Origin of the sequence: Candidimonas sp. SYP-B2681 (genome assembly GCF_003971065.1) — a bacterium.
Taxonomy (GTDB): domain Bacteria; phylum Pseudomonadota; class Gammaproteobacteria; order Burkholderiales; family Burkholderiaceae_B; genus Pollutimonas.
The window spans coordinates 63,650-83,244 of sequence record NZ_RYDV01000005.1 but is presented as its reverse complement, the minus strand read 5'-3'; the positions used below and the strand labels follow the sequence as shown (position 1 = coordinate 83,244).

General features: G+C 54.2%; 18 protein-coding genes. 9 read left to right on the top strand and 9 right to left on the bottom strand.

Features of this window, described 5'->3' with window-relative positions; all coding sequences use genetic code 11:
- The first annotated feature begins 23 nt into the window (after positions 1-23).
- The 3 genes from trxB (at position 24) to EKL30_RS11625 (ending at position 2,899) form a co-directional block, all read left to right on the top strand.
- Entirely contained in the window at positions 24-983 is a 960-nt protein-coding gene (gene trxB / locus EKL30_RS11635; protein WP_126707406.1) for a thioredoxin-disulfide reductase, read from the top strand.
- Positions 970-1,716, top strand: a complete 747-nt coding sequence (locus tag EKL30_RS11630; protein ID WP_126707405.1) for a Smr/MutS family protein — start codon at positions 970-972, stop codon at positions 1,714-1,716. Before trxB ends, EKL30_RS11630 begins: the two co-directional genes overlap by 14 nt.
- A gap of 523 nt (positions 1,717-2,239) precedes the next feature.
- A complete protein-coding gene (locus EKL30_RS11625; RefSeq protein ID WP_126707404.1) occupies positions 2,240-2,899 on the top strand; it encodes an HAD family hydrolase in 660 nt (219 codons plus the stop codon).
- 11 nt (positions 2,900-2,910) lie between these two features.
- On the opposite strand, the gene EKL30_RS11620 is transcribed toward EKL30_RS11625, so the two are convergent.
- Both EKL30_RS11620 and icd read right to left on the bottom strand, forming a co-directional pair.
- Positions 2,911-3,549, bottom strand: coding sequence for a trimeric intracellular cation channel family protein (locus tag EKL30_RS11620; RefSeq protein ID WP_126707623.1), 639 nt, complete (start codon positions 3,547-3,549; stop codon positions 2,911-2,913).
- Positions 3,550-3,772: 223 nt separating this feature from the next.
- Entirely contained in the window at positions 3,773-5,029 is a 1,257-nt protein-coding gene (gene icd / locus EKL30_RS11615) for an NADP-dependent isocitrate dehydrogenase (protein WP_126707403.1), read from the bottom strand.
- Between the two features lie 201 nt (positions 5,030-5,230).
- On the opposite strand from icd, the gene EKL30_RS11610 reads away from it, so the two are divergent.
- Positions 5,231-5,662, top strand: coding sequence for a DUF1841 family protein (locus EKL30_RS11610; protein WP_126707402.1), 432 nt, complete (start codon positions 5,231-5,233; stop codon positions 5,660-5,662).
- Between the two features lie 86 nt (positions 5,663-5,748).
- Here EKL30_RS11610 and EKL30_RS11605 read toward each other — a convergent pair whose 3' ends face one another.
- Together EKL30_RS11605 and EKL30_RS11600 are read right to left on the bottom strand one after the other, a co-directional pair.
- Positions 5,749-6,111 carry a cytochrome c gene (locus EKL30_RS11605; protein WP_126707401.1) on the bottom strand — a complete coding sequence of 121 codons (363 nt, stop codon included), beginning with the start codon at positions 6,109-6,111 and terminating at the stop codon, positions 5,749-5,751.
- Positions 6,112-6,123: 12 nt separating this feature from the next.
- Positions 6,124-6,477, bottom strand: coding sequence for a c-type cytochrome (locus EKL30_RS11600; protein ID WP_126707400.1), 354 nt, complete (start codon positions 6,475-6,477; stop codon positions 6,124-6,126).
- A gap of 142 nt (positions 6,478-6,619) precedes the next feature.
- On the opposite strand from EKL30_RS11600, the gene EKL30_RS11595 reads away from it, so the two are divergent.
- The 4 genes from EKL30_RS11595 to EKL30_RS11580 all read left to right on the top strand — a co-directional run bounded on the left by EKL30_RS11595 (position 6,620) and on the right by EKL30_RS11580 (position 12,187).
- Complete coding sequence (locus EKL30_RS11595; protein WP_126707399.1) at positions 6,620-7,492, top strand: MoxR family ATPase; 873 nt, start codon at positions 6,620-6,622, stop codon at positions 7,490-7,492.
- A gap of 54 nt (positions 7,493-7,546) precedes the next feature.
- The gene (locus EKL30_RS11590; protein WP_126707622.1) at positions 7,547-8,167 is read left to right on the top strand and encodes a GNAT family N-acetyltransferase; all 621 of its coding nucleotides are present in this window, start codon (positions 7,547-7,549) and stop codon (positions 8,165-8,167) included.
- On the top strand, positions 8,157-9,329 hold the full coding sequence (locus tag EKL30_RS11585; RefSeq protein WP_126707398.1) for a VWA domain-containing protein: 1,173 nt from the start codon (positions 8,157-8,159) through the stop codon (positions 9,327-9,329). Before EKL30_RS11590 ends, EKL30_RS11585 begins: the two co-directional genes overlap by 11 nt.
- 80 nt (positions 9,330-9,409) lie before the next feature.
- Positions 9,410-12,187, top strand: a complete 2,778-nt coding sequence (locus EKL30_RS11580) for a pitrilysin family protein (protein ID WP_126707397.1) — start codon at positions 9,410-9,412, stop codon at positions 12,185-12,187.
- Between the two features lie 154 nt (positions 12,188-12,341).
- Here EKL30_RS11580 and dnaJ read toward each other — a convergent pair whose 3' ends face one another.
- From dnaJ to hrcA, 5 genes are all read right to left on the bottom strand, one after another.
- A complete protein-coding gene (dnaJ, locus tag EKL30_RS11575; RefSeq protein WP_126707396.1) occupies positions 12,342-13,460 on the bottom strand; it encodes a molecular chaperone DnaJ in 1,119 nt (372 codons plus the stop codon).
- A gap of 108 nt (positions 13,461-13,568) precedes the next feature.
- The gene (gene dnaK / locus EKL30_RS11570; RefSeq protein WP_126707395.1) at positions 13,569-15,491 is read right to left on the bottom strand and encodes a molecular chaperone DnaK; all 1,923 of its coding nucleotides are present in this window, start codon (positions 15,489-15,491) and stop codon (positions 13,569-13,571) included.
- Positions 15,492-15,587: 96 nt separating this feature from the next.
- Positions 15,588-16,178, bottom strand: a complete 591-nt coding sequence (gene grpE / locus EKL30_RS11565) for a nucleotide exchange factor GrpE (protein ID WP_126707394.1) — start codon at positions 16,176-16,178, stop codon at positions 15,588-15,590.
- Positions 16,179-16,428: 250 nt separating this feature from the next.
- Entirely contained in the window at positions 16,429-17,493 is a 1,065-nt protein-coding gene (gene hemH / locus EKL30_RS11560) for a ferrochelatase (protein WP_126707393.1), read from the bottom strand.
- A 74-nt stretch (positions 17,494-17,567) separates the two neighbouring features.
- Positions 17,568-18,578 (bottom strand): heat-inducible transcriptional repressor HrcA, encoded by a 1,011-nt coding sequence (hrcA, locus tag EKL30_RS11555; RefSeq protein WP_126707392.1) that lies wholly within the window; start codon positions 18,576-18,578, stop codon positions 17,568-17,570.
- A gap of 117 nt (positions 18,579-18,695) precedes the next feature.
- Between hrcA and EKL30_RS11550 the strand changes: the two genes are divergently transcribed.
- Positions 18,696-19,595: an NAD kinase gene (locus tag EKL30_RS11550; protein ID WP_126707391.1), complete on the top strand. Its 900-nt coding sequence runs from the start codon at positions 18,696-18,698 to the stop codon at positions 19,593-19,595.

Below are 19,595 nucleotides of genomic sequence, written 5' to 3'. Positions count from 1 at the left end.
TCATGTTTTTCGGATTTTCTGTAATGACGACTCCCAAGCACGCCAAAGTTCTAATCCTGGGCTCAGGCCCAGCCGGTTACAGCGCCGCCGTTTACGCGGCTCGCGCCAATTTAAATCCCGTACTGGTTACCGGACTGGAACAAGGGGGTCAACTTATGACGACCACCGACGTTGATAACTGGCCCGCCGATGCAGAAGGAGTGCAGGGCCCGGATCTCATGCAGCGATTTCAGGCACATGCCGAGCGCTTCAACACCGAGATGGTATTCGATCATATCGCGAGCGTCGACCTGTCCAGACGCCCTTTTACGCTTACCGGTGACACCGGCGCCCAATATACCTGCGATTCGCTCATCATTGCGACGGGTGCTTCGGCCCAATATCTGGGCTTGCCGTCTGAAGAAAGCTTCATGGGCCGGGGCGTTTCGGGCTGTGCCACTTGCGATGGCTTTTTCTACAAAAATCAAGATGTTATAGTGGTTGGCGGCGGAAATACTGCAGTCGAAGAGGCCCTTTACTTGTCGAACATCTGCCGCACCGTGACCTTGGTGCACCGTCGGGACAAGTTCCGTTCCGAACCGATAATCCTAGACAGACTGATGGACAAGGTTGCCAACGGTAACATTAAGCTAAAGCTTTTCTACGAGCTGCAAGAGGTCCTGGGCGATCAGTCGGGCGTAACTGGGGCTCGCCTGCGTAATAATCAAACCGATGTTACAGAGGACTTGTCGGTAACAGGGGTCTTTATTGCCATAGGCCACAAACCGAACACGGCGATATTTGAAAGCCAGCTCGATATGGCAAACGGCTATATCATTACCAAAGGCGGACTTAACGGTATGGCCACCATGACGTCCATTCCCGGCGTATTTGCCGCTGGCGATGTACAAGACCACGTATACCGTCAGGCAATAACAAGTGCTGGCACCGGATGCATGGCCGCACTCGACGCACAACGGTGGCTGGAGAATGCCGCAGAGTAAACAGAGGCGTATCGGCGGGCATGCGCTTGCCGATCTGAAACGCCTGCGCAAAAACGCCGAAGCTGCCGAAGCCGCCAGGCAGTCCATCGCTAGACTCGAGGAAACGACACGCCCTCCGCCAGGTGTGACAAACAGTGTGGTCAGGGTAAAAAAAACGAACCAGGCGGGACCGGTGCCCATGGACGCCGACGATAAAGCACTTTTTCGACGTGCCGTCAAAAGCGTTCAACCTATAAAGGACAGCCGCAGGGCTATCCTGCCACCGGTGGCCAAGGCATCCAGTGCCATCATGCACGAGCGCCGGCAGCGTGCCGTAGGTGCAGAGCTTAGCCGGCCTCCTCAAGTGTCGGACCACTTCTGGCCGGCAACAGTGGACCAGAATGATGCCTCGTTCGTGCAAAGAGGCCATGGCCCGGATCTTGCCAAAGCGCTCAGGCGTGGCAAATGGAGAACAGAAGCCAGCCTGGATTTGCATGGCAACACGCTTGATGAGGCCCGCGACCGACTCGATCGCTTTTTGCAATCGTGCTTAACGCATCGAATCAAGTGCGTACGCATCGTACATGGCAAGGGTTATGGTTCTAAAGATGGCGAACCCGTACTGAAACAAACGGTCAGACGTTGGCTTACCCAGATGAGCGATGTCCTGGCTTATGCGGAATGCTCGGAGCAGGACGGCGGTGCTGGGGCCGTAGAGGTACTACTACGAGTCGAACAAAGCCTGCAGCCCTGACCGGAAGCGGACTCATGTCCACAAAGCAAAGCAGCAGTACGCAGGTACACTACGTAGGAAGCTGGAATGACAAAGGTCGACAACACAGTTGTCGACCTTTGTACTTTTATTTTACTTATGGGACCTGCAACTTTCTTATGTACCGATTTATCGGCGTGCCCATGCAGGGCTTTGTCTCCTCACCTGCATGGAACGAATTGTGCACGATTTTTCATAAGCTAACACTTAGGGAATGCACTATGTTAATGCCAAATATGGCCACTTCCGGGCATATTTCTTCATTTTGGTGCACGATATAAGGGACCGAGCCTTTGAAAGACACCCGGAACTCCGTAACCGGGGGTGAGCGCGAGATTTTTCGCGATGGACCCGTGCCTTCACATTAATGACATATTGGACACGTACAGTATGCATCTTTCGCATGAAATGACGCTTGCCAATAGATACCTTGTCTGATACACATGCCAGATGCCTGGCTTTTAACGATACGGCTACCCCCAAGGTAGTCCGGAGATGATTTGAAATGAGCGTTGCACATCTACTCGCTTCCCGCAAAGCACTGATATTCGACCTGGACGGTACGCTCGTCGACACACAACCCGACATACGCCGGGCCATGAATGGTGCGCTAAGGTCAGGCGGCTACAACGAGCTTGCACCGGATGCCTTAGTACCCAACCTTCATGCGACACTAGCTGACATTGTTGGTGCTGTGACGCAAATGCTGGGGATTCCTGAATCGGCTCAGAAACAGCTGCAGCACACCTATATGATCCATTATCGGTCGCAAGCCCACGCGGAATCGGAACTGTATCCCGGTGTTATGGAACTGCTACAGCTCCATCGTGCGCGCGGCAGCATCATGGCAGTGTGCACTAACAAGAACAGAGCGGATGCCATAAAGGTGCTTGACCGCTGCGGAATTCTACCTTTTTTCAGCTACGTCACGGGTGGCGATACTACGGACCACGCTAAACCGCATCCAGCGCCGCTTATGCATACGCTGCTCCAAATAGACACCGAAGCGGCCGACGCCATACTCATCGGCGATACCCATGCGGACGCCTTATGCGCCCAACAGGTACGTACCGGTTTTCTTCTGCATCGTTCGGGATATGGGGGCCAGGCCGCCTTGGATTGTGCATCCGATGGCCATTTCGAAAAGTATTCGGAACTGTACTAAGAAATTCTGAGTCAATGCTCATCGCGCGTGTAAACGAACTTAGGCATGCCCCAGCTGAATCGGAGTGCCAGCAGCCGGAGCGTCAGGCCGGCGACCATCGCAATTCCCATAATCAGATCATGGCCCATCTCTGCCCTTAGACCGCCCACATAGATCGCCGCCGTGACCATGGACACGGTGGCGTAAAGTTCTGACTGGAACAACAGCGGGATATCGTTGCACAGGATGTCCCGGAGGACACCGCCAACACAGCCGGTGATTAGTCCCGACGCCGCCACCACAACCAGGGGCAATCCCATTTCCATGGCCACATTGCAGCCAATCACGGTGAACACCACCAGGCCCACGGCGTCCAGAAACAGAAATAGCCTCCGCAAATGATGCATCAGACGCGCAGTGAGGATCGTGGTGAAGGCAGCGGCTACCGTGATCAACAGGTAGTACGGGTTTTGGACCCAAGTCAAGGGATAATGGCCCAGCAGGATATCGCGGGCAGACCCACCGCCCAGGGCCGTAACGCATCCCAGCAAGCATACGCCGACCCAGTCCATGCTGCGCCGGCCCGCTGACACTGCCGCCGTCATTGCCTCGGCGACAATGGCCACCACGAAGAGCACATGCAGCAACGCGGCAGAATGCGCAGACAACATCATCACGCGTTACCGAATGCTTGCATGAACCCACCTATATTCGAAGACGTCATCATGGTATGCCAAGCCTGGAGCGGTATCAAGTCGCATTTAGTCATAGGCGCATTGTGTGCCGCCTTCAAGAATGGGTGCAAACACGTTCGCTGCCACACGAATATGAAAAACCCGCAAAGCGTGTAGCTATGCGGGTTTAATGACTACCGTTTACTACGGTAGACGGGTATTACATGTTTTCGATCATGACTTGGCCAAAGCCAGAGCACGATACCTGGGTTGCACCCTCGAGCAGACGCGCGAAGTCATAAGTAACTTTCTTGGACAAGATCGATTTTTCCATGCTGGAAATAATCAGGTCGGCGGCTTCGGTCCAGCCCATATGGCGCAACATCATTTCCGCTGAAAGAATTTCGGAACCTGGATTCACGTAGTCTTTGCCGGCGTATTTTGGTGCTGTGCCGTGTGTGGCTTCGAACATGGCGATGGAGTCGGACAGGTTTGCACCGGGGGCAATACCAATACCGCCCACTTGAGCAGCCAAGGCGTCGGAGACATAGTCGCCGTTCAGGTTCAGGGTAGCGATAACGTCGTATTCGGCAGGACGCAACAGAATCTGCTGCAAGAATGCATCAGCGATCGAGTCCTTAACAGTGATCTCGCGACCCGTTTTCGGATTCTTGAATTTGCACCATGGACCGCCATCGATCAGCTCGGCGCCGAATTCTTTTTGTGCAAGCTCGTAGCCCCAGTCACGGAATCCACCTTCGGTGAACTTCATGATGTTACCCTTGTGCACCAGGGTGACCGAAGCCTTATCGTTGTCGATCGCATACTGGATCGCTTTCCGTACCAGGCGCTGCGTACCTTCACGGGAAACGGGCTTGATGCCAATGCCGGACGTTTCAGGGAAACGGATTTTGTTAACGCCAAGTTCATTCTGCAAGAAAGCGATAAGCTTCTTGGCGTTGGCGCTTTCTGCTTCGAACTCGATACCGGCATAGATGTCTTCCGAGTTTTCGCGGAAGATAACCATGTGGGTTTTTTCGGGTTCTTTCACAGGCGAAGGAACGCCCTTGAAATACTGGATTGGGCGCAAACAAACGTACAGGTCCAGTTGTTGACGCAGTGCCACGTTCAGCGAACGAATGCCGCCGCCGATGGGGGTCGTCAATGGGCCTTTAATCGATACAACATAGTCTTTTACAGCGTCGAGGGTCTCTTGGGGCAACCAGACATCGGGGCCGTACACCTTTGTCGATTTCTCGCCGGCATAGACTTCCATCCAGTGAATCTTGCGCTTGCCGGCATATGCCTTGGCAACCGCAGCGTCAACGACCTTGAGCATGACGGGAGTGATGTCAGCGCCAGTGCCATCGCCTTCGATGAACGGAATAATGGGTTCGTCGGGAACATTAAGCGAGAAATCGGCGTTAACCGTGATTTTCTGGCCCGCTGCGGGGACCTTGATGTGCTGATAGGACATGTATGCTCCAGTTGTGCTCTATAAGGAGTAAGAATCGGATAAACAAAACGTAAGGAAGTCTTTGGTCTTATATAAGAGTAGTTTAGCCTAATTTACGTTCTGACTGCAGCCCTCAAGCATACAACTTCCCGCGCACGTATCAAACAGGCCTTAAAATGGGCTTTTCACAGAATGGTGTGGTTCAAGACCACGAGACGCTTTATGTTTAACCCATCGCGGGAACAGGTACGGCAGTTTTTTACAGAGGCATGGGCCAAGCGCAAGCAGGCCGGCGTGCTGACGCCTCTTGAAACGATGGCTACAGACCTTGTCGAACTGCATCCTGAATATCAGGCGGATCTCGAGAACGTTGATATTTCAGAAGCCGATTTTCCGGTAGAAGGAGGCAGGACCAACCCCTTTCTACATTTATCCATGCACCTGGCCATCAATGAACAGCTTTCCATCGATCAGCCTCCCGGAATAAAGGCAGCTTTCCAAGGCCTGTGCGCCACCCGCGACGCCCATGAGGCAGCGCATATCATCATGGAAGCACTGGGTGAAGTGATCTGGGAGGCTCAGCGTTTGGGCACGCCATTCGACAGTGACCGATACCTGGAATTAATACAACGCCACGCAACACGAAGCCGATAAAAAAACTGGCGTCTGTTTCCAGTCGCCAGTTTTTATGAATATGAGCATGCCGACCGGTGCAGTGCAGACGGCCTGCAATGAAGCATTTACTTGCGCACGGCGAGTGGTGATGGAAGGCTCGACAACCAGCCAGCGATATTAGCGATATCGGCAGTCGATAGCTGTGCGACCATGGCACCCATTACGGCATTTTTCCGAATATTGGAGGTAGCCGGCGCACCAGCGGCACCGCGCTTGTAGGCCCGTAGCGAGTGCTCGAGGTAATCCTGATGCTGACCGGCAAGAACTGGATACGACGGCATGACCGACGTCTTGCCGTCAGCGCCATGGCACGATGCACAGGCAAATTTCTGGAATGCGGCTTTACCGGCGACGAGATCGGCGGCAGAAGCACCCGACGAAAAGGCGAACATGGCGGAAGCCGCCAATGTGAGTGACAATTTTTTCATGCTGGCCCCCGATTATTTAAGACTGGAATAATAAGCAGCCAAATCGGCCATATCTTGTGGCGTCAGACTTTGTGCGATCGCTTCCATGGTAGGGAACGAACGCGTGCCGCTGGCATAGTCTTTCAGGGCAGTAACGATGTATTCGGCGTTCTGTCCGGCAATCATCGGCACATGATAGACCTCGGGATAGCTTGATTTGTAGCCTGGTATACCATGGCAGCCAATGCACATCGAGGTCTTAGACAAAGCAGCCTTGGCGTCGCCCACGGGCGCAGCATCTGCCGCAAGGGCTTGGCCCGCAATTGCACAGGAAGCCATAACGGCCAGCGCAGCAAAAGTGCGCGTCATAGGGGTTCGCAGCTTCATAATAGCTCTTGTTAAGCAGTGAATGACGGTTGATTTATATCAAACAATCAACGAAAAATGGAGATTGTACGATAATTGAAGCAAGCTATACACCAATGTCCTCTAACGTTGCAGATCCGACTGCACATACGGAACGAAACCTATGACCTCTGCTGCCAATCCTATTCCTTCAGAACGCTTCACTGGCACCGAGCGCTACGTCGCCACCGATGATCTGAAGCTGGCCGTCAATGCCGCGCTTGCGCTGCAGCGCCCCTTACTGATCAAGGGTGAGCCTGGTACCGGCAAGACCATGCTGGCAGAAGAAGTGGCCGCCGCGCTGAGCCGTCCGCTGCTTCAGTGGCACATAAAATCGACGACCAAGGCGCACCAGGGCTTGTATGAATACGACGCGGTCTCGCGCCTGCGCGATTCCCAGTTGGGCGACGAAAAAGTGCGCGACATCGGCAATTACATTGTCAAAGGGACATTATGGAGCGCCTTCGAGGCCGAAGAACCCGTGGTCATGCTGATCGACGAAATCGACAAGGCCGATATCGAGTTCCCTAACGACCTGCTACGTGAACTCGATCGCATGGAGTTTCATGTCTATGAAACGCGTCAAACCATCACGGCCAGGCATCGACCGCTGATCATCATCACATCGAACAACGAAAAGGACTTGCCTGACGCTTTTCTACGACGCTGTTTCTTCCACTACATTGCCTTTCCGGATCGCGCCACCTTGCAAGAAATCGTGGGAGTTCATTACCCCACCATCAAAGAAGATGTACTGAGAGCAGCGCTCGACACCTTCTTCGCCCTGCGCGAAGCGCCGGGACTTAAAAAGAAGCCATCGACGTCCGAATTCCTTGATTGGCTGCGCCTGCTACTGAACGAAGCCATTTCGGCCAAAGACATCAGCAATACAAAAGGGGACTTGCCTTTGATGGCAGGTGCTCTGCTTAAAAACGAACAAGACCTCACCCTGCTCCAGCGACTGGCCGCCATGACTCGCGTCAGTCAGCGCCGATAACCGATACCTTCAACCACTTTGCAATGCTTTCAGGAAGGAGGCTCGATGAGCTTGATGACCACAACGCAAGGCTTTCGTATAGCGCCGGCACCGGTGACGCTGGAAGGTTACGGAGTAAAACTGGTTCCTTTGCAACAAGACCATGCAGCAAGCTTGGAATTGGCGGCCACCGACGGAAAACTATGGCAAATACGGGTTACATCGGTACCCGAACCAGGAGCCGCATCGGGCTACATCAGCGAAGCATTAGCAGGCCAGCATGAGGGACACATGCTGCCTTTCGCCGTTATCGAACAAGGCAGCGGCAATATTATCGGTACGACGCGCTATCACGACATTGCTCACCCTGTTGCGCGACTGGAAATCGGCTATACCTGGTATGCCAAACACTGGCAACGCACGCATGTGAATACGGCGAGCAAGCTGCTATTATTGCGCCATGCTTTCGAAGTTTTGGGTGCACGCGTCACAGGCTGGCGCACCGACAATTTCAACTTTGCTTCGCAGCGTGCGATCGAGCGTCTTGGCGCGCGTAAAGACGGGGTCTTGCGCAATCATGCGTTGCGACGCGATGGTTCCGTACGGGATACCGTCATGTATAGCTTATTGGCTGGCGAGTGGCCCGAGGTTGAAAAACATCTTGAATACCAACTGAAGCTGCGCCATGCTGATTGACTTTTTCTACCATCTCAGGGCTCGCAAACTACCAGTTTCGGTGCAGGAATACCTGACCCTTTTGAATGTGCTGCAAACCAGCCTCATGCATCCGACCATAGATGACTTTTATCATCTTGCGCGCATGACATTGATAAAGGACGAGACGCTGTTCGATCGTTACGATCAGGCTTTCGGCGAATTTTATCGCAATCTGGAAGCCGCAATCCCGACTGAAACAGAAATCCCGCTCGATTGGCTGATCAAAGAATTCCAAAAAAACCTTACCCCTGAACAAAAGGCTGCCATCGAGAAACACGGCTGGGACAAACTGATGGAGCTCTTCAAGCAGCGCCTGGAAGAGCAAAAAGAACGGCATGCTGGCGGCAACAAATGGATAGGCACAGGCGGCTCCTCGGCCTTCGGGCATGGTGGCTACCATCCCGAAGGAATTCGTATCGGGGGGCCTTCCGCTGGCAACCGTACCGCCATCAAGGTATGGGAAAAACGCGAATACCGGGATTACGACGATCAGCAGGAATTAGGAACGCGCAACTTCAAAATGGCCTTGCGGCGCTTACGGCGTTTCGCCAGGGAAGGCGCCGAACTCGAGCTCGATCTGGACCATACCATAGCCAGTACCGCCAGAAATGCCGGGTTCCTTGACCTGCAAATGGTGCCAGAGCGTCATAACACGGTGAAGGTGATCATGCTGCTTGATGTGGGCGGCAGCATGGACGACCATATCGCGCGGGTAGAAGAATTATTCTCTGCTGCCCGCAGCGAATTTCGCCACCTGGATGTCTATTACTTTCACAACTGCCCTTACGAATCGCTATGGCAAAATAATCGGCGACGCACCGCCGAACGCTTCGACACGTGGGACATACTGCGCAAGTACAACGACGATTGGCGGCTGATCATTGTCGGAGACGCCACCATGAGTCCTTACGAAATTTTGCAGCCAGGCGGTTCTGTCGAGCACTACAACAAAGAGACAGGCGCTGCCTGGCTTCAGCGTTTGCTCGACAACTGGCCCAAAGCCGTATGGTTGAATCCCGAGCCCGAAGGCTATTGGCAATACCGGCAATCTATCGCCATAATCAAGAACATCATGCACGAGCGCATGTACGGTGTCACAGTAAGCGGGCTTGAACAAGCCATGCGTAATCTGTCCAAATAGAACAAACTGAATCAGCACGCCTGCAAGGCTCGGTTCCACTGCCTGGCAGTTCTTTCCCCTTCTTTTCCGGATCTCGGTGCATGCTATTGTCTCTAACTCGAATCAGAACCCGTCTGCTTTCATTGCTTGTCCTAAGCTTCTTGGCGCTTCCGTCATCGGCCCTGGATTTGCCATCTGGTATTACCCAAGGGGCCGCTGTTGAAGGCGTCACCGAATACACTCTGCAAAATGGTTTGCGAGTACTGTTGGCCCCTGACGATTCAAAGCCCACCACTACGGTCAATATGACCTACCTTGTCGGCGCACGCCATGAAAGCTATGGTCAGACGGGAATGGCTCATTTGCTCGAGCACATGCTATTCCGGGGCACTCCGACCATGAAGAATGCGCTGGCCGAATTCTCCAAGCGCGGCTTGCAGGCAAACGGCTCAACCAGCAGCGATCGAACCAATTACTACGCGAGCTTTGCCGCGAATCCCGAAACTCTTACCTGGTATTTGGGCTGGCAGGCCGACGCCATGGTCAATTCCCTGATCGCCCGGGAAGACCTCGATTCAGAAATGACAGTCGTGCGCAACGAAATGGAACGCGGGGAAAACAGCCCCTTCCAGATGCTGATGCAGCAAATGCAGGCGGCGTCCTTTCAGTGGCACAACTACGGAAACAGCACCATAGGCGCCCGCTCCGATGTTGAGAACGTCGACATTGGCCAATTACAGGCCTTCTACAGAAAGTACTACCAACCTGACAATGCCGTGCTGATTGTTTCAGGTGGATTCGACCCCGCGGCCACTCTGCAGACCATCGCGCAAGCTTTCAACAAGATTCCGCGCCCTGATCGCAAACTGCCCATTGAATACACCACAGAGCCCGTCCAGGATGGCGAACGGGAGGTTATATTGCGCCGCCAAGGGGGTAGCCCCTTGATTGCCGCCATGTACCATGCCCCGGCCGCGGCAAGCCCCGAATTTGCGGCGCTGGACATTGGCGTCGGCATATTGGCGGACACGCCCTCTGGCCGCCTGTACCACAACCTGGTTGGAAATAATCTAAGTGCCGAGATCTTTGGCTTTACTGCCGGCCTGAGACAACCCGGTTATGCCTTTTTTGGCGCCCAGCTGGAACCCGGCATGGATCAAACCAAAGCCATTCAGACCTTGGACGAAACCGTGAACTCGGTCGCTAAAGAGCCTTTCATCCAGTCGGACCTGGATCGCATACGGAATAAATGGCTCACGGACTGGTCGCAAACCTACGCGGATCCCGTCAGCCTGGCGAGCGCCTTGTCGGAGTCGGTGGCCGATGGCGACTGGCGCCTGTTTTTCTTGCAGCGCGACAGAATCAAAAACATACAGTTAGCTGACGTGCAACGCGTCACTGCGGACTTCCTGACGCCAAGCAATCGTACCAACGGCTTGTATATTCCTACCGAGCAGCCGATACGTGCGCCACAGACAGTCGCCATTGGCGATGTGCAAGCGCTTCTGAAAGACTATAAGGGAGAGGAAACCGGCGAAATCGCTGCCGCCTTCGACCCGAGCCCGGCCAACATCAATGCCTCTACCGAGCGCACGCCACTTAACCTCCCCAATGGACAAGTTAAACTTGCCTTGCTTCCCAAGCCCACGCGGGGCAATCGCGTCGAAGCCAATCTTCTGGTTCAGTTCGGCACTGCCGAAACCTTGAAGGGAAAACGCGCAATTTCGAGTTCCGTCGCATCACTACTGGATCATGGCACGGCCACCATGTCGCGTCAGGAAATTCAAGATAAGTTCAACGCCCTTGAAGCGAGCGTAAGCTTTGGCGGTGGGGCTGGAATCGTGCTGGTTGATATGTCGACCACCAAGAAAAACCTGCCTGCCCTTACTGAATTTGTCTTGCAAATTTTGCGCGAAGCAAATTTTCCGGCCCGGGAGCTCACCGAATATCAGCGTCAGGCGCAAACTTCGATAAAAAACGCGATGGCCGAACCGAGTGCGCTGGCATCACGTGCACTGGCACGCTACGATAATCCGTGGCCACGAGATGATGTCCGCTACACGCCCACCTTCGAAGAGGCACAAAGCGATATCGCCGCGCTTACACCCAAAGACTTGACGGACTTCCACGCTGAGTTTTATGGTGCCGGTACGATCGAATTTGCCGCAGTCGGCGCTTTTGAACCTGCGGCGATCAAGACGGCTTTGACTCAGGGCTTGAAAGACTGGCGCCAAGCGCCCCGCTATGAGCGGGTTAGCGACCCCTACCATGCTCTTGCGCCAAAAGAATTCAACATTAACACTCCGGATAAGGCAAATGGCTTTTACCTGAGCAAACTTCCCCTGGCGCTACAGGATACCGACTCCAACTACCCTGCTCTGTACCTCGCCAACTACATGCTCGGGGGTTCTGAAACCTCTCGCCTGTGGACACGCGTGCGCGTCAAAGACGGACTGTCATACGACGTGCGCAGTAGTCTGGACGCCTCTCCTTATGAACCATCCGGCGGCTGGACCATCTATGCGATTCACGCACCACAGAATAGCAAGCAACTCGAAAAAGCGGTTGACGAAGAATTGCAGCGTGCGCTGAAGGAAGGCTTTACCCAAGAGGAAGTTCAAGAGGGTGTCAATGCCCTGCTTAACTACCGTAAGCTTGCCCGCACACGAGACAGTGTACTGGTCTCGGCGTGGATCAACTACATGCAGCAAGACCGGACTTTTGACTGGTCCGAGAAAATAGATAAGGCGCTTGCTGCATTGACTCCGGATACCGTCAATGCGGCGCTGCGTCAATCGCTGCAACCTCAACAATTCAGCACCGCTGTCGCGGCAGACCAGAGCAAACAGGGACCGCGCGAAACGGCCCGCAAGCCCTGATGCACCGGAGCTAGCCATCACGCAAATGGCTAGTGCTTGTATAACAAAGCAGGGTCATGCGGCAATTGCCGCATGACCCTGCTTTTTGCTCTACTGACTGTTCCGAAGGGATGAATGTGCCGGTTTGGACGCGACACCCCTTTTGAGCCGCCTGCTACGAGAAAAAATTCTTCACACGGTCAGTCCAGGATTCGCTTTTGGGCGAATGTTTTTCTCCGCCCTGTGTAAGCGAAGTCTCGAACTGACGCAAAATTTTCTTTTGCTCTTCGCTGAGGCGCACGGGCGTCTCGACCGAAATATGGCAGTAAAGATCCCCTGGGTAGCTGGCTCGCAAACCTCGAATACCTTTGCCACGCAGGCGGAAGGTTTTGCCGGTTTGTGTGCCTTCGGGTATTGTGATTTCCCCCCGGCCCGACAACGTCGGAACTTCAAGCTCGCCACCCAATGCCGCCGTGGTAAACGGAATGGTAAGTTCGCAGTGCAGGTCTTCCCCATCGCGCTGGAAAATGCCATGAGGTTTCAGGTGGATCTCGACGTAAAGGTCGCCCGGAGGGCCACCGTTGACACCCGGTTCGCCATTGCCCGATGACCGTATCCGCATTCCGTCGTCGATACCGGCTGGGATCTTGACTTGCAAAGTCTTATTCTTGCGCGTACGGCCTACGCCGTCACAAGCCACGCATGGATCGGTGATTTCTTTTCCGGCCCCATGACAAGTCGGGCAGGTTTGCTGCACACTGAAAAAACCTTGCTGCATGCGCACCGCACCGCTACCGTCGCAAGTGTGACACGTTTTCGCATGAGTTCCAGGTTTGGCGCCCGTTCCGTGACAAACATCACAGCTTTCCCAGCTTGGTACGCGGATCTCGGTGTCGAAGCCATTAGCTGCCTGCTCGAGGCTGATATCGAGCGTGTATTTAAGATCGGCACCGCGATATACCTGAGGGCCGCCACCACGGCGCCCGCCGCCACCGAATATTTCGCCAAAAATATCGCCAAAGGCGTCGGCGAATCCTGCGCCGCCCATACCTCCGGCGCCCGCATTGGGATCAACTCCGGCATGGCCGTAGCGATCGTAGGCACCGCGCTTTTGTTCGTCGGACAACATCTCGTAGGCCTCTTTGGCTTCCTTGAATTTTTCCTCGGATTCCTTGCTATCCGGATTACGGTCCGGATGGTACTTCATTGCCAGTTTGCGATAAGCCTTCTTCAGCTCATCGTCGGAAGCATTTTTTGCTACCCCCAGCACTTCGTAATAGTCGCGTTTTGCCATTTTGGATTACTTGCGTCTGAGACGTCTATTCTTTGTGTATCTATGAGCGAAAATGCCCGATTTCCGGCATTACACCAGAAACCGGGCTCAAAGCATTACAACCAACAATTACTGGTCGCGCTTGACCTCTTTGAAGTCGGCGTCGACCACATTGTCGTCAGCAGACTCGGCAGCTTCAGCGGCACCTTGAGAAGCCGCAGCCTGAGCCTGCATGTCGGCATACATCTTTTCGCCCAGTTTTTGCGAAGCCTTGGATAGCGCTTCGACCTTGGCGTCGATAGTAGCCTTGTCAGCGTCTTTCAGAGAATCTTCGAGGTCTTTAATTGCGGCTTCGATCGTTTCTTTTTCGGATGCCTCTAACTTATCGCCATACTCTTCCAGCGATTTGCGGGTGGAATGCACCAGCGCATCGGCCTGGTTGCGCGCCAAAGCAAGTTCGGCCACACGATGGTCGTCTTCCGCATTGGCTTCAGCGTCTTTCACCATGCGATCGATTTCCTGCTCGGTAAGACCCGAGTTTGCCTTGATCGTGATCTTGTTTTCCTTGCCGGTGCCTTTGTCTTTGGCGGACACATGCAATATACCGTTGGCATCGATATCGAAGGTGACCTCGATTTGCGGCGTGCCGCGGGTTGCCGGCGGAATACCTTCCAGGTTGAACTCGCCCAGCGCCTTATTACCGGCAGCGATTTCGCGCTCGCCCTGAAAGACCTTGATGGTGACGGCAGGCTGATTATCGTCGGCTGTGGAAAACACCTGCGAAAACCGGGTAGGTATCGTCGTGTTCTTCTGGATCATCTTGGTCATTACGCCGCCCAGGGTTTCAATACCCAGGGACAGGGGTGTGACATCCAGCAGCAACACGTCTTTGCGATCGCCCGAAAGCACCGAACCCTGGATCGCCGCGCCGGCAGCAACCGCTTCATCAGGATTAACGTCTTTACGAGGCTCTTTACCGAAAAACTCTTTAACCTTTTCCTGAACCTTGGGCATGCGCGTCATGCCGCCGACAAGAATCACGTCGTCGATATCGGAGACCTTTACGCCAGCATCTTTGATGGCCGTACGGCATGGGGCCATCGTACGTTCGATCAGCTCTTCGACCAGCGCCTCGAGCTTGGCACGTGTGATTTTCAGGCTAAGGTGTTTCGGACCAGTAGCGTCTGCCGTGATGTAAGGCAGGTTGATTTCGGTTTGCTGCGCCGAGGACAGTTCAATCTTCGCTTTTTCGGCGGATTCTTTCAGGCGCTGCAACGCCAACATGTCTTTGGACAGGTCAACGCTGCTTTCCTTACGGAATTCGCTGATGATGTATTCAATGATGCGTTGATCGAAGTCTTCGCCACCAAGGAAAGTGTCGCCGTTGGTCGATAGCACTTCAAATTGCTTTTCACCGTCGACGTCAGCAATATCGATAATCGAAATATCGAAGGTACCGCCGCCCAAGTCATAAACGGCGATCTTTCGATCACCCTTTTCAGTCTTGTCCATGCCAAAGGCGAGTGCTGCCGCGGTGGGCTCGTTGATGATGCGCTTGACTTCCAGACCGGCGATACGGCCAGCATCTTTAGTTGCCTGACGTTGACTGTCGTTGAAATAGGCGGGAACCGTGATGACGGCCTCGGTGACTTCTTCACCCAGGTAGTCTTCTGCCGTCTTTTTCATTTTACGCAGCACATCGGCCGAAACTTGAGGAGGCGCAAGCTTTTTGCCTTGCGCTTCGACCCATGCATCGCCGTTGTCAGCCTTGAGAATGCTGTACGGCATCAGATCAATGTCTTTCTGGACGGCTTTTTCGTCAAATTTCCGGCCGATAAGACGCTTGACGGCATAAAGCGTGTTTTTTGGATTGGTCACTGCCTGACGCTTGGCGGGAGCACCCACCAAAATTTCGCCATCTTGCAGATAGGCCACAATGGAAGGCGTAGTACGGGTGCCTTCTGCATTCTCGATGATTTTGACGCTGCTACCATCCATGACAGCAACACAGCTGTTGGTAGTGCCAAGGTCAATACCTATAATCTTGCCCATAATCTCATCCTGCTAAAAATTTTTAAATTCGAAAACTGCCTTAATGACTAGCAAATGGGGATACAAGGCGCCATTTCAAGCCTTATCCCGTATTTTTTAGTCGTTTTGAGCAGATGGGCCGGAAGACACCATTACAAGGGCGGGACGCAGAACGCGATCCGCGATGGTGTAGCCCTTTTGCAGCAACTGGGCCACCGTGCCTTCGGGAAGCGTAGACGGCACAGTGGAAATAGCCTGGTGCTTATGGGGATCGAAAGCCTCGCCTTCACCAGGCGCCAATTCTTTGAGCAGATTGCGTTCGAATGCCACGTTCAATTGACGCAGAGTCACTTCAACGCCATCTTTCCAGGCTTCGGCACTTTGGTCGGGTTGGGCCAGGGCCGCTTCCAGACTATCGCGCACCGGAATAAGGCTTTCGGCGAAGGATTCCGTGCCAAACTTACGCGCCTTGGCAACGTCGTCTGCAGCGCGTCGACGAATATTTTCGACTTCAGCCTTGGCGCGCAGCAACTCGTCATGATACTGCGCCACCTGTTCCTGAGCCTCGGACAATAAGGTCGCCCAATCTTCCTGGGCCTGCGCTTCTGTGCCTGGAGCCTCGGCCTGGCCTTCGTTGACCTCGAGCTGCTCGGAGGTATCAGCCGATAGGTTTTGCTTGGGATCAAGGGACTCGTTTGATGCCGACATAAAAAATCTCCACATACTAGGTATATTCAATTTGATAAAAATGGGGGCATACGCCCCCGTTTCAAGACCTGAGATGTCAGATAAGGACTAGAACCTGCTCTGGATTCAGCGATGGGTCTGTGCCAGCGTCACGGCGGTATGCATGACGGAGTCGAAGAAGTCGCGGGCCGCCTGCGGTACAGTTTTAGACGCGCGCCGGTGACGTTGCTAGTTTATTCCAACCGCAAATAACCTGTCGGCCGAGGTTAAATCAGGATATCCAGCCGGTGAGTTGTTTCTTCACCAGGTCAGTAAAACCAGCGATCCAGGCCGGATCATCATTCAAACAAGGCAAATAACGGAACTGCTGGCCGCCTTCTTCGAGAAACGCGTCACGGCATTGCATCTGGATCTCTTCCCGAGTTTCGAGGCAATCGGCCAAGAAGCCCGGGCACATGACATCGACTCGGGTGACCCCTTGCCTCGCCCATTCACGTAGCGTTGGTTCAGTATAAGGTTCCAGCCATTTTTCAGCGCCAAATCGACTCTGAAAGGAAACATGGACTCGGCTTGCATCCGGGCCTAGGCGCTCTTTCAGCAATATCGCGGTTTCCATGCAATCGCGATGATAGGGGTCGCCTTGCTCGACTGTTCGTCGCGGCAGGCCGTGAAAACTGAGTAGCAGACGTTGAGGTGTGCCATGCCGGCCCCAGTACTGGTGTACTTGAGCCGCGAGTGCGCCGATATAGCCAGGATCAGTGTGATAGCGTTTGACAAAGCGTAGTTCGGGCTGGTCACGCATTTTGCCCACGTGGGCCGCCACACAATCGACCGCAGTGGCTGTTGTACTGGCCGCGTACTGTGGGTACATCGGTACCACAAGAATGCGCTCGCACCCCGCATTACGTAACTTGTCGATGGCGCTGGCGACCGAAGGATTGCCATAGCGCATGCCCAGTTCCACAAAAACCGGCACGCCGCTGGCCGCGAGACGTTGCTGGATCCCTTCCGCCTGGGCCTGGCTCCAGACCAGAAGGGGCGAACCGTCTTCCAGCCAGATCTCTTTGTAGCGCGGCGCCAGCGCCTGGGGCCGCCGGGTCAAAATGAAGCCACGTAATATTACCTGCCATATCCATTGAGGGATCTCTATAACACGCGGATCGGAAAGGAACTCGCCTAGATAGCGGCGTATGGATTTCGCATCAGGATGATCCGGGGTACCGAGATTGATCAACAGCACCCCTACCGGCCGATCGGCGCGAGGCGGGGGCTGACTGCTAAGGGCGTGGGGGTCCGCGGGTTCGGGCAAGTACCGCGAAGCAAAAATCTGGGTCATTTATTACAGCATCCGGATAGTTCGGTCGAAAGCTGTAGCGGATGCTACAGGCTAAATGGGGTTTTGGCCTTTATTCAGGACTGATTATGGCTAAGGGCGTTGGACAGTAGCCTTGCGGTGATGTCGACGATGGGGATGACCCGCTCGTAGGACATGCGCGAAGGCCCAATGACGCCAAGCGTTCCGACCACCCGGCCATCGACGCCGTAAGGCGCCGTAATCACCGAAACGTCGTCTACCGGCATGAGTTGCGAATCGCCGCCGATATAGATTTGTACCCCTTGAGCGCGACTGGACACGTCCAGCAACTGCAAAAGATCGGTTTTCTTTTCGAAAAGCGAAAACATGCGACGCAAGCGATCCATATCGGACGCGATTTCGGAAATATCCAGCAATTTGCTTTCGCCAGAGATAACCAGGGACTCATCCGAATCTGCCGTCGCAGTGCCCGCCTCGACGGCCGCCTGCATCAGACGCGAGATATCCGCTTGCAGAGAAGACAGTTCGTCGGTAATCGAAAGCCTGACCTGCTCGAACGACATGCCGGCAAAATGCTGGTTGAAAAAATTGCTTGCTTCGAGAAGCTCTTGATCGAGATAATCGCGAGATACAAACAAGATACGATTCTGCACATCGCCATCAGGGGTGACGATAATCAGCAGGACACGTTTGTCGGACAAGCGAATGAATTCGATCTGGCGAAAAACCTGTGCGCGTTTTGGCGCCAACACCACCCCAGCGAACTGGGATAAATTCGACAAAAGCGCAGCGGCTGCGGTAACCGCCCTGCCTGGTTCGGCAGCCGGAAGGATCTGACGTATATCGCTGTAGGGCAGAACCTCGAACCGCTGCACCGCCAGCAAACGATCGACAAAAAGTCGATAACCCTTGGGCGTTGGGACCCTGCCGGCCGACGTATGCGGACTATGGATAAGCCCGAGGTCTTCAAGATCCGCCATGACATTGCGTATGGTTGCCGGGGAAAGGTCGAACATCTTCGAGAGCGTACGGGAGCCTACGGGCTGGCCGTCTGCAATATAGCGTTCTATAAGCGCTTTCAAAAGCGCGTTGGCTCGGTCATCCATGGCTTGATTCAGGGTAAATTGTAAACACTGGTTTTTCTACCTACAGCCATAAGGCTGTGGGGACCATATAATCGATTAGTCCTTATTATTTCATCAAACAACAAGGTATTTACCTTTATGCACTTTAAAACCGTTGCGCTTATCGGCAGGTATCAAGACAGCGGCCTTGATGCGCCTTTACGCAAACTGGCCAGCACACTACAGGCCGCGGGCTGCAAAGTGTTGATCGAATCTGATACCGCTCAGAATACCGCCATTACAGATTATCCTGTCGCCGATTACCAGGCAATCGGCGAACAAGCCAATCTTGCCGTCGTAATGGGCGGGGATGGCACCATGCTTGGCGCTGCCCGCCAATTGGCATACAGTGGCGTCCCACTTATTGGTATAAATCACGGCAGACTCGGTTTCATTACCGATATTCCCCTGCATAGCGCCAACGATGCCCTGGCCAGCGTCATCCATGGCACGTACGAAAGCGAAGATCGTGTCCTGCTTGAGGGGCGCGTTGTACGCGACGGCAACATTATGTTCGCGGGTCTTGCCCTAAATGACGTAGTCCTGAACCGTGCCGGCCGGGGCGGCATGATAGAAGTACGCGTGGAATTTGACGGCGCGTTCATGTACAGCCAACGTGCCGACGGCTTGATTGTAGCGACTCCTACAGGTTCGACCGCTTATTCGCTTTCGGCGAATGGCCCTATCGTACACCCCGAGCTCAACGCCATCCTGCTGGTGCCGGTGGCACCGCAAACGCTTTCGAACCGCCCTATTGTCCTTCCGGATTCGGGCTTGCTAAGCCTTACCATCACCGCTTTGGGCCGAGTTGATTCCGGGGCCAGCGTGCATTTCGACATGCAAACATGGTCCGACTGCCAGCCAGGCGACCGCATTGATGTGCGCCGCGCGAAACATACGGTGCGATTCATTCATCCGATAGGCTACAGTTTTTTTTCGACCTTGCGGCGAAAGCTTTACTGGAATCAAATGCCACAACTTTCGGACGAGGTTGAATAA

Excerpts from the sequence above, each read along its gene's own strand:
- trxB (WP_126707406.1), top strand. The coding sequence starts at position 24 with ATGACGACTCCCAAGCACGCCAAAGTTCTAATCCTGGGCTCAGGCCCA.
- EKL30_RS11630 (WP_126707405.1), top strand. The coding sequence starts at position 970 with ATGCCGCAGAGTAAACAGAGGCGTATCGGCGGGCATGCGCTTGCCGAT.
- EKL30_RS11625 (WP_126707404.1), top strand. The coding sequence starts at position 2,240 with ATGAGCGTTGCACATCTACTCGCTTCCCGCAAAGCACTGATATTCGAC.
- EKL30_RS11620 (WP_126707623.1), bottom strand. The coding sequence starts at position 3,549 with ATGTTGTCTGCGCATTCTGCCGCGTTGCTGCATGTGCTCTTCGTGGTG.
- icd (WP_126707403.1), bottom strand. The coding sequence starts at position 5,029 with ATGTCCTATCAGCACATCAAGGTCCCCGCAGCGGGCCAGAAAATCACG.
- EKL30_RS11610 (WP_126707402.1), top strand. The coding sequence starts at position 5,231 with ATGTTTAACCCATCGCGGGAACAGGTACGGCAGTTTTTTACAGAGGCA.
- EKL30_RS11605 (WP_126707401.1), bottom strand. The coding sequence starts at position 6,111 with ATGAAAAAATTGTCACTCACATTGGCGGCTTCCGCCATGTTCGCCTTT.
- EKL30_RS11600 (WP_126707400.1), bottom strand. The coding sequence starts at position 6,477 with ATGAAGCTGCGAACCCCTATGACGCGCACTTTTGCTGCGCTGGCCGTT.
- EKL30_RS11595 (WP_126707399.1), top strand. The coding sequence starts at position 6,620 with ATGACCTCTGCTGCCAATCCTATTCCTTCAGAACGCTTCACTGGCACC.
- EKL30_RS11590 (WP_126707622.1), top strand. The coding sequence starts at position 7,547 with ATGACCACAACGCAAGGCTTTCGTATAGCGCCGGCACCGGTGACGCTG.
- EKL30_RS11585 (WP_126707398.1), top strand. The coding sequence starts at position 8,157 with ATGCTGATTGACTTTTTCTACCATCTCAGGGCTCGCAAACTACCAGTT.
- EKL30_RS11580 (WP_126707397.1), top strand. The coding sequence starts at position 9,410 with ATGCTATTGTCTCTAACTCGAATCAGAACCCGTCTGCTTTCATTGCTT.
- dnaJ (WP_126707396.1), bottom strand. The coding sequence starts at position 13,460 with ATGGCAAAACGCGACTATTACGAAGTGCTGGGGGTAGCAAAAAATGCT.
- dnaK (WP_126707395.1), bottom strand. The coding sequence starts at position 15,491 with ATGGGCAAGATTATAGGTATTGACCTTGGCACTACCAACAGCTGTGTT.
- grpE (WP_126707394.1), bottom strand. The coding sequence starts at position 16,178 with ATGTCGGCATCAAACGAGTCCCTTGATCCCAAGCAAAACCTATCGGCT.
- hemH (WP_126707393.1), bottom strand. The coding sequence starts at position 17,493 with ATGACCCAGATTTTTGCTTCGCGGTACTTGCCCGAACCCGCGGACCCC.
- hrcA (WP_126707392.1), bottom strand. The coding sequence starts at position 18,578 with ATGGATGACCGAGCCAACGCGCTTTTGAAAGCGCTTATAGAACGCTAT.
- EKL30_RS11550 (WP_126707391.1), top strand. The coding sequence starts at position 18,696 with ATGCACTTTAAAACCGTTGCGCTTATCGGCAGGTATCAAGACAGCGGC.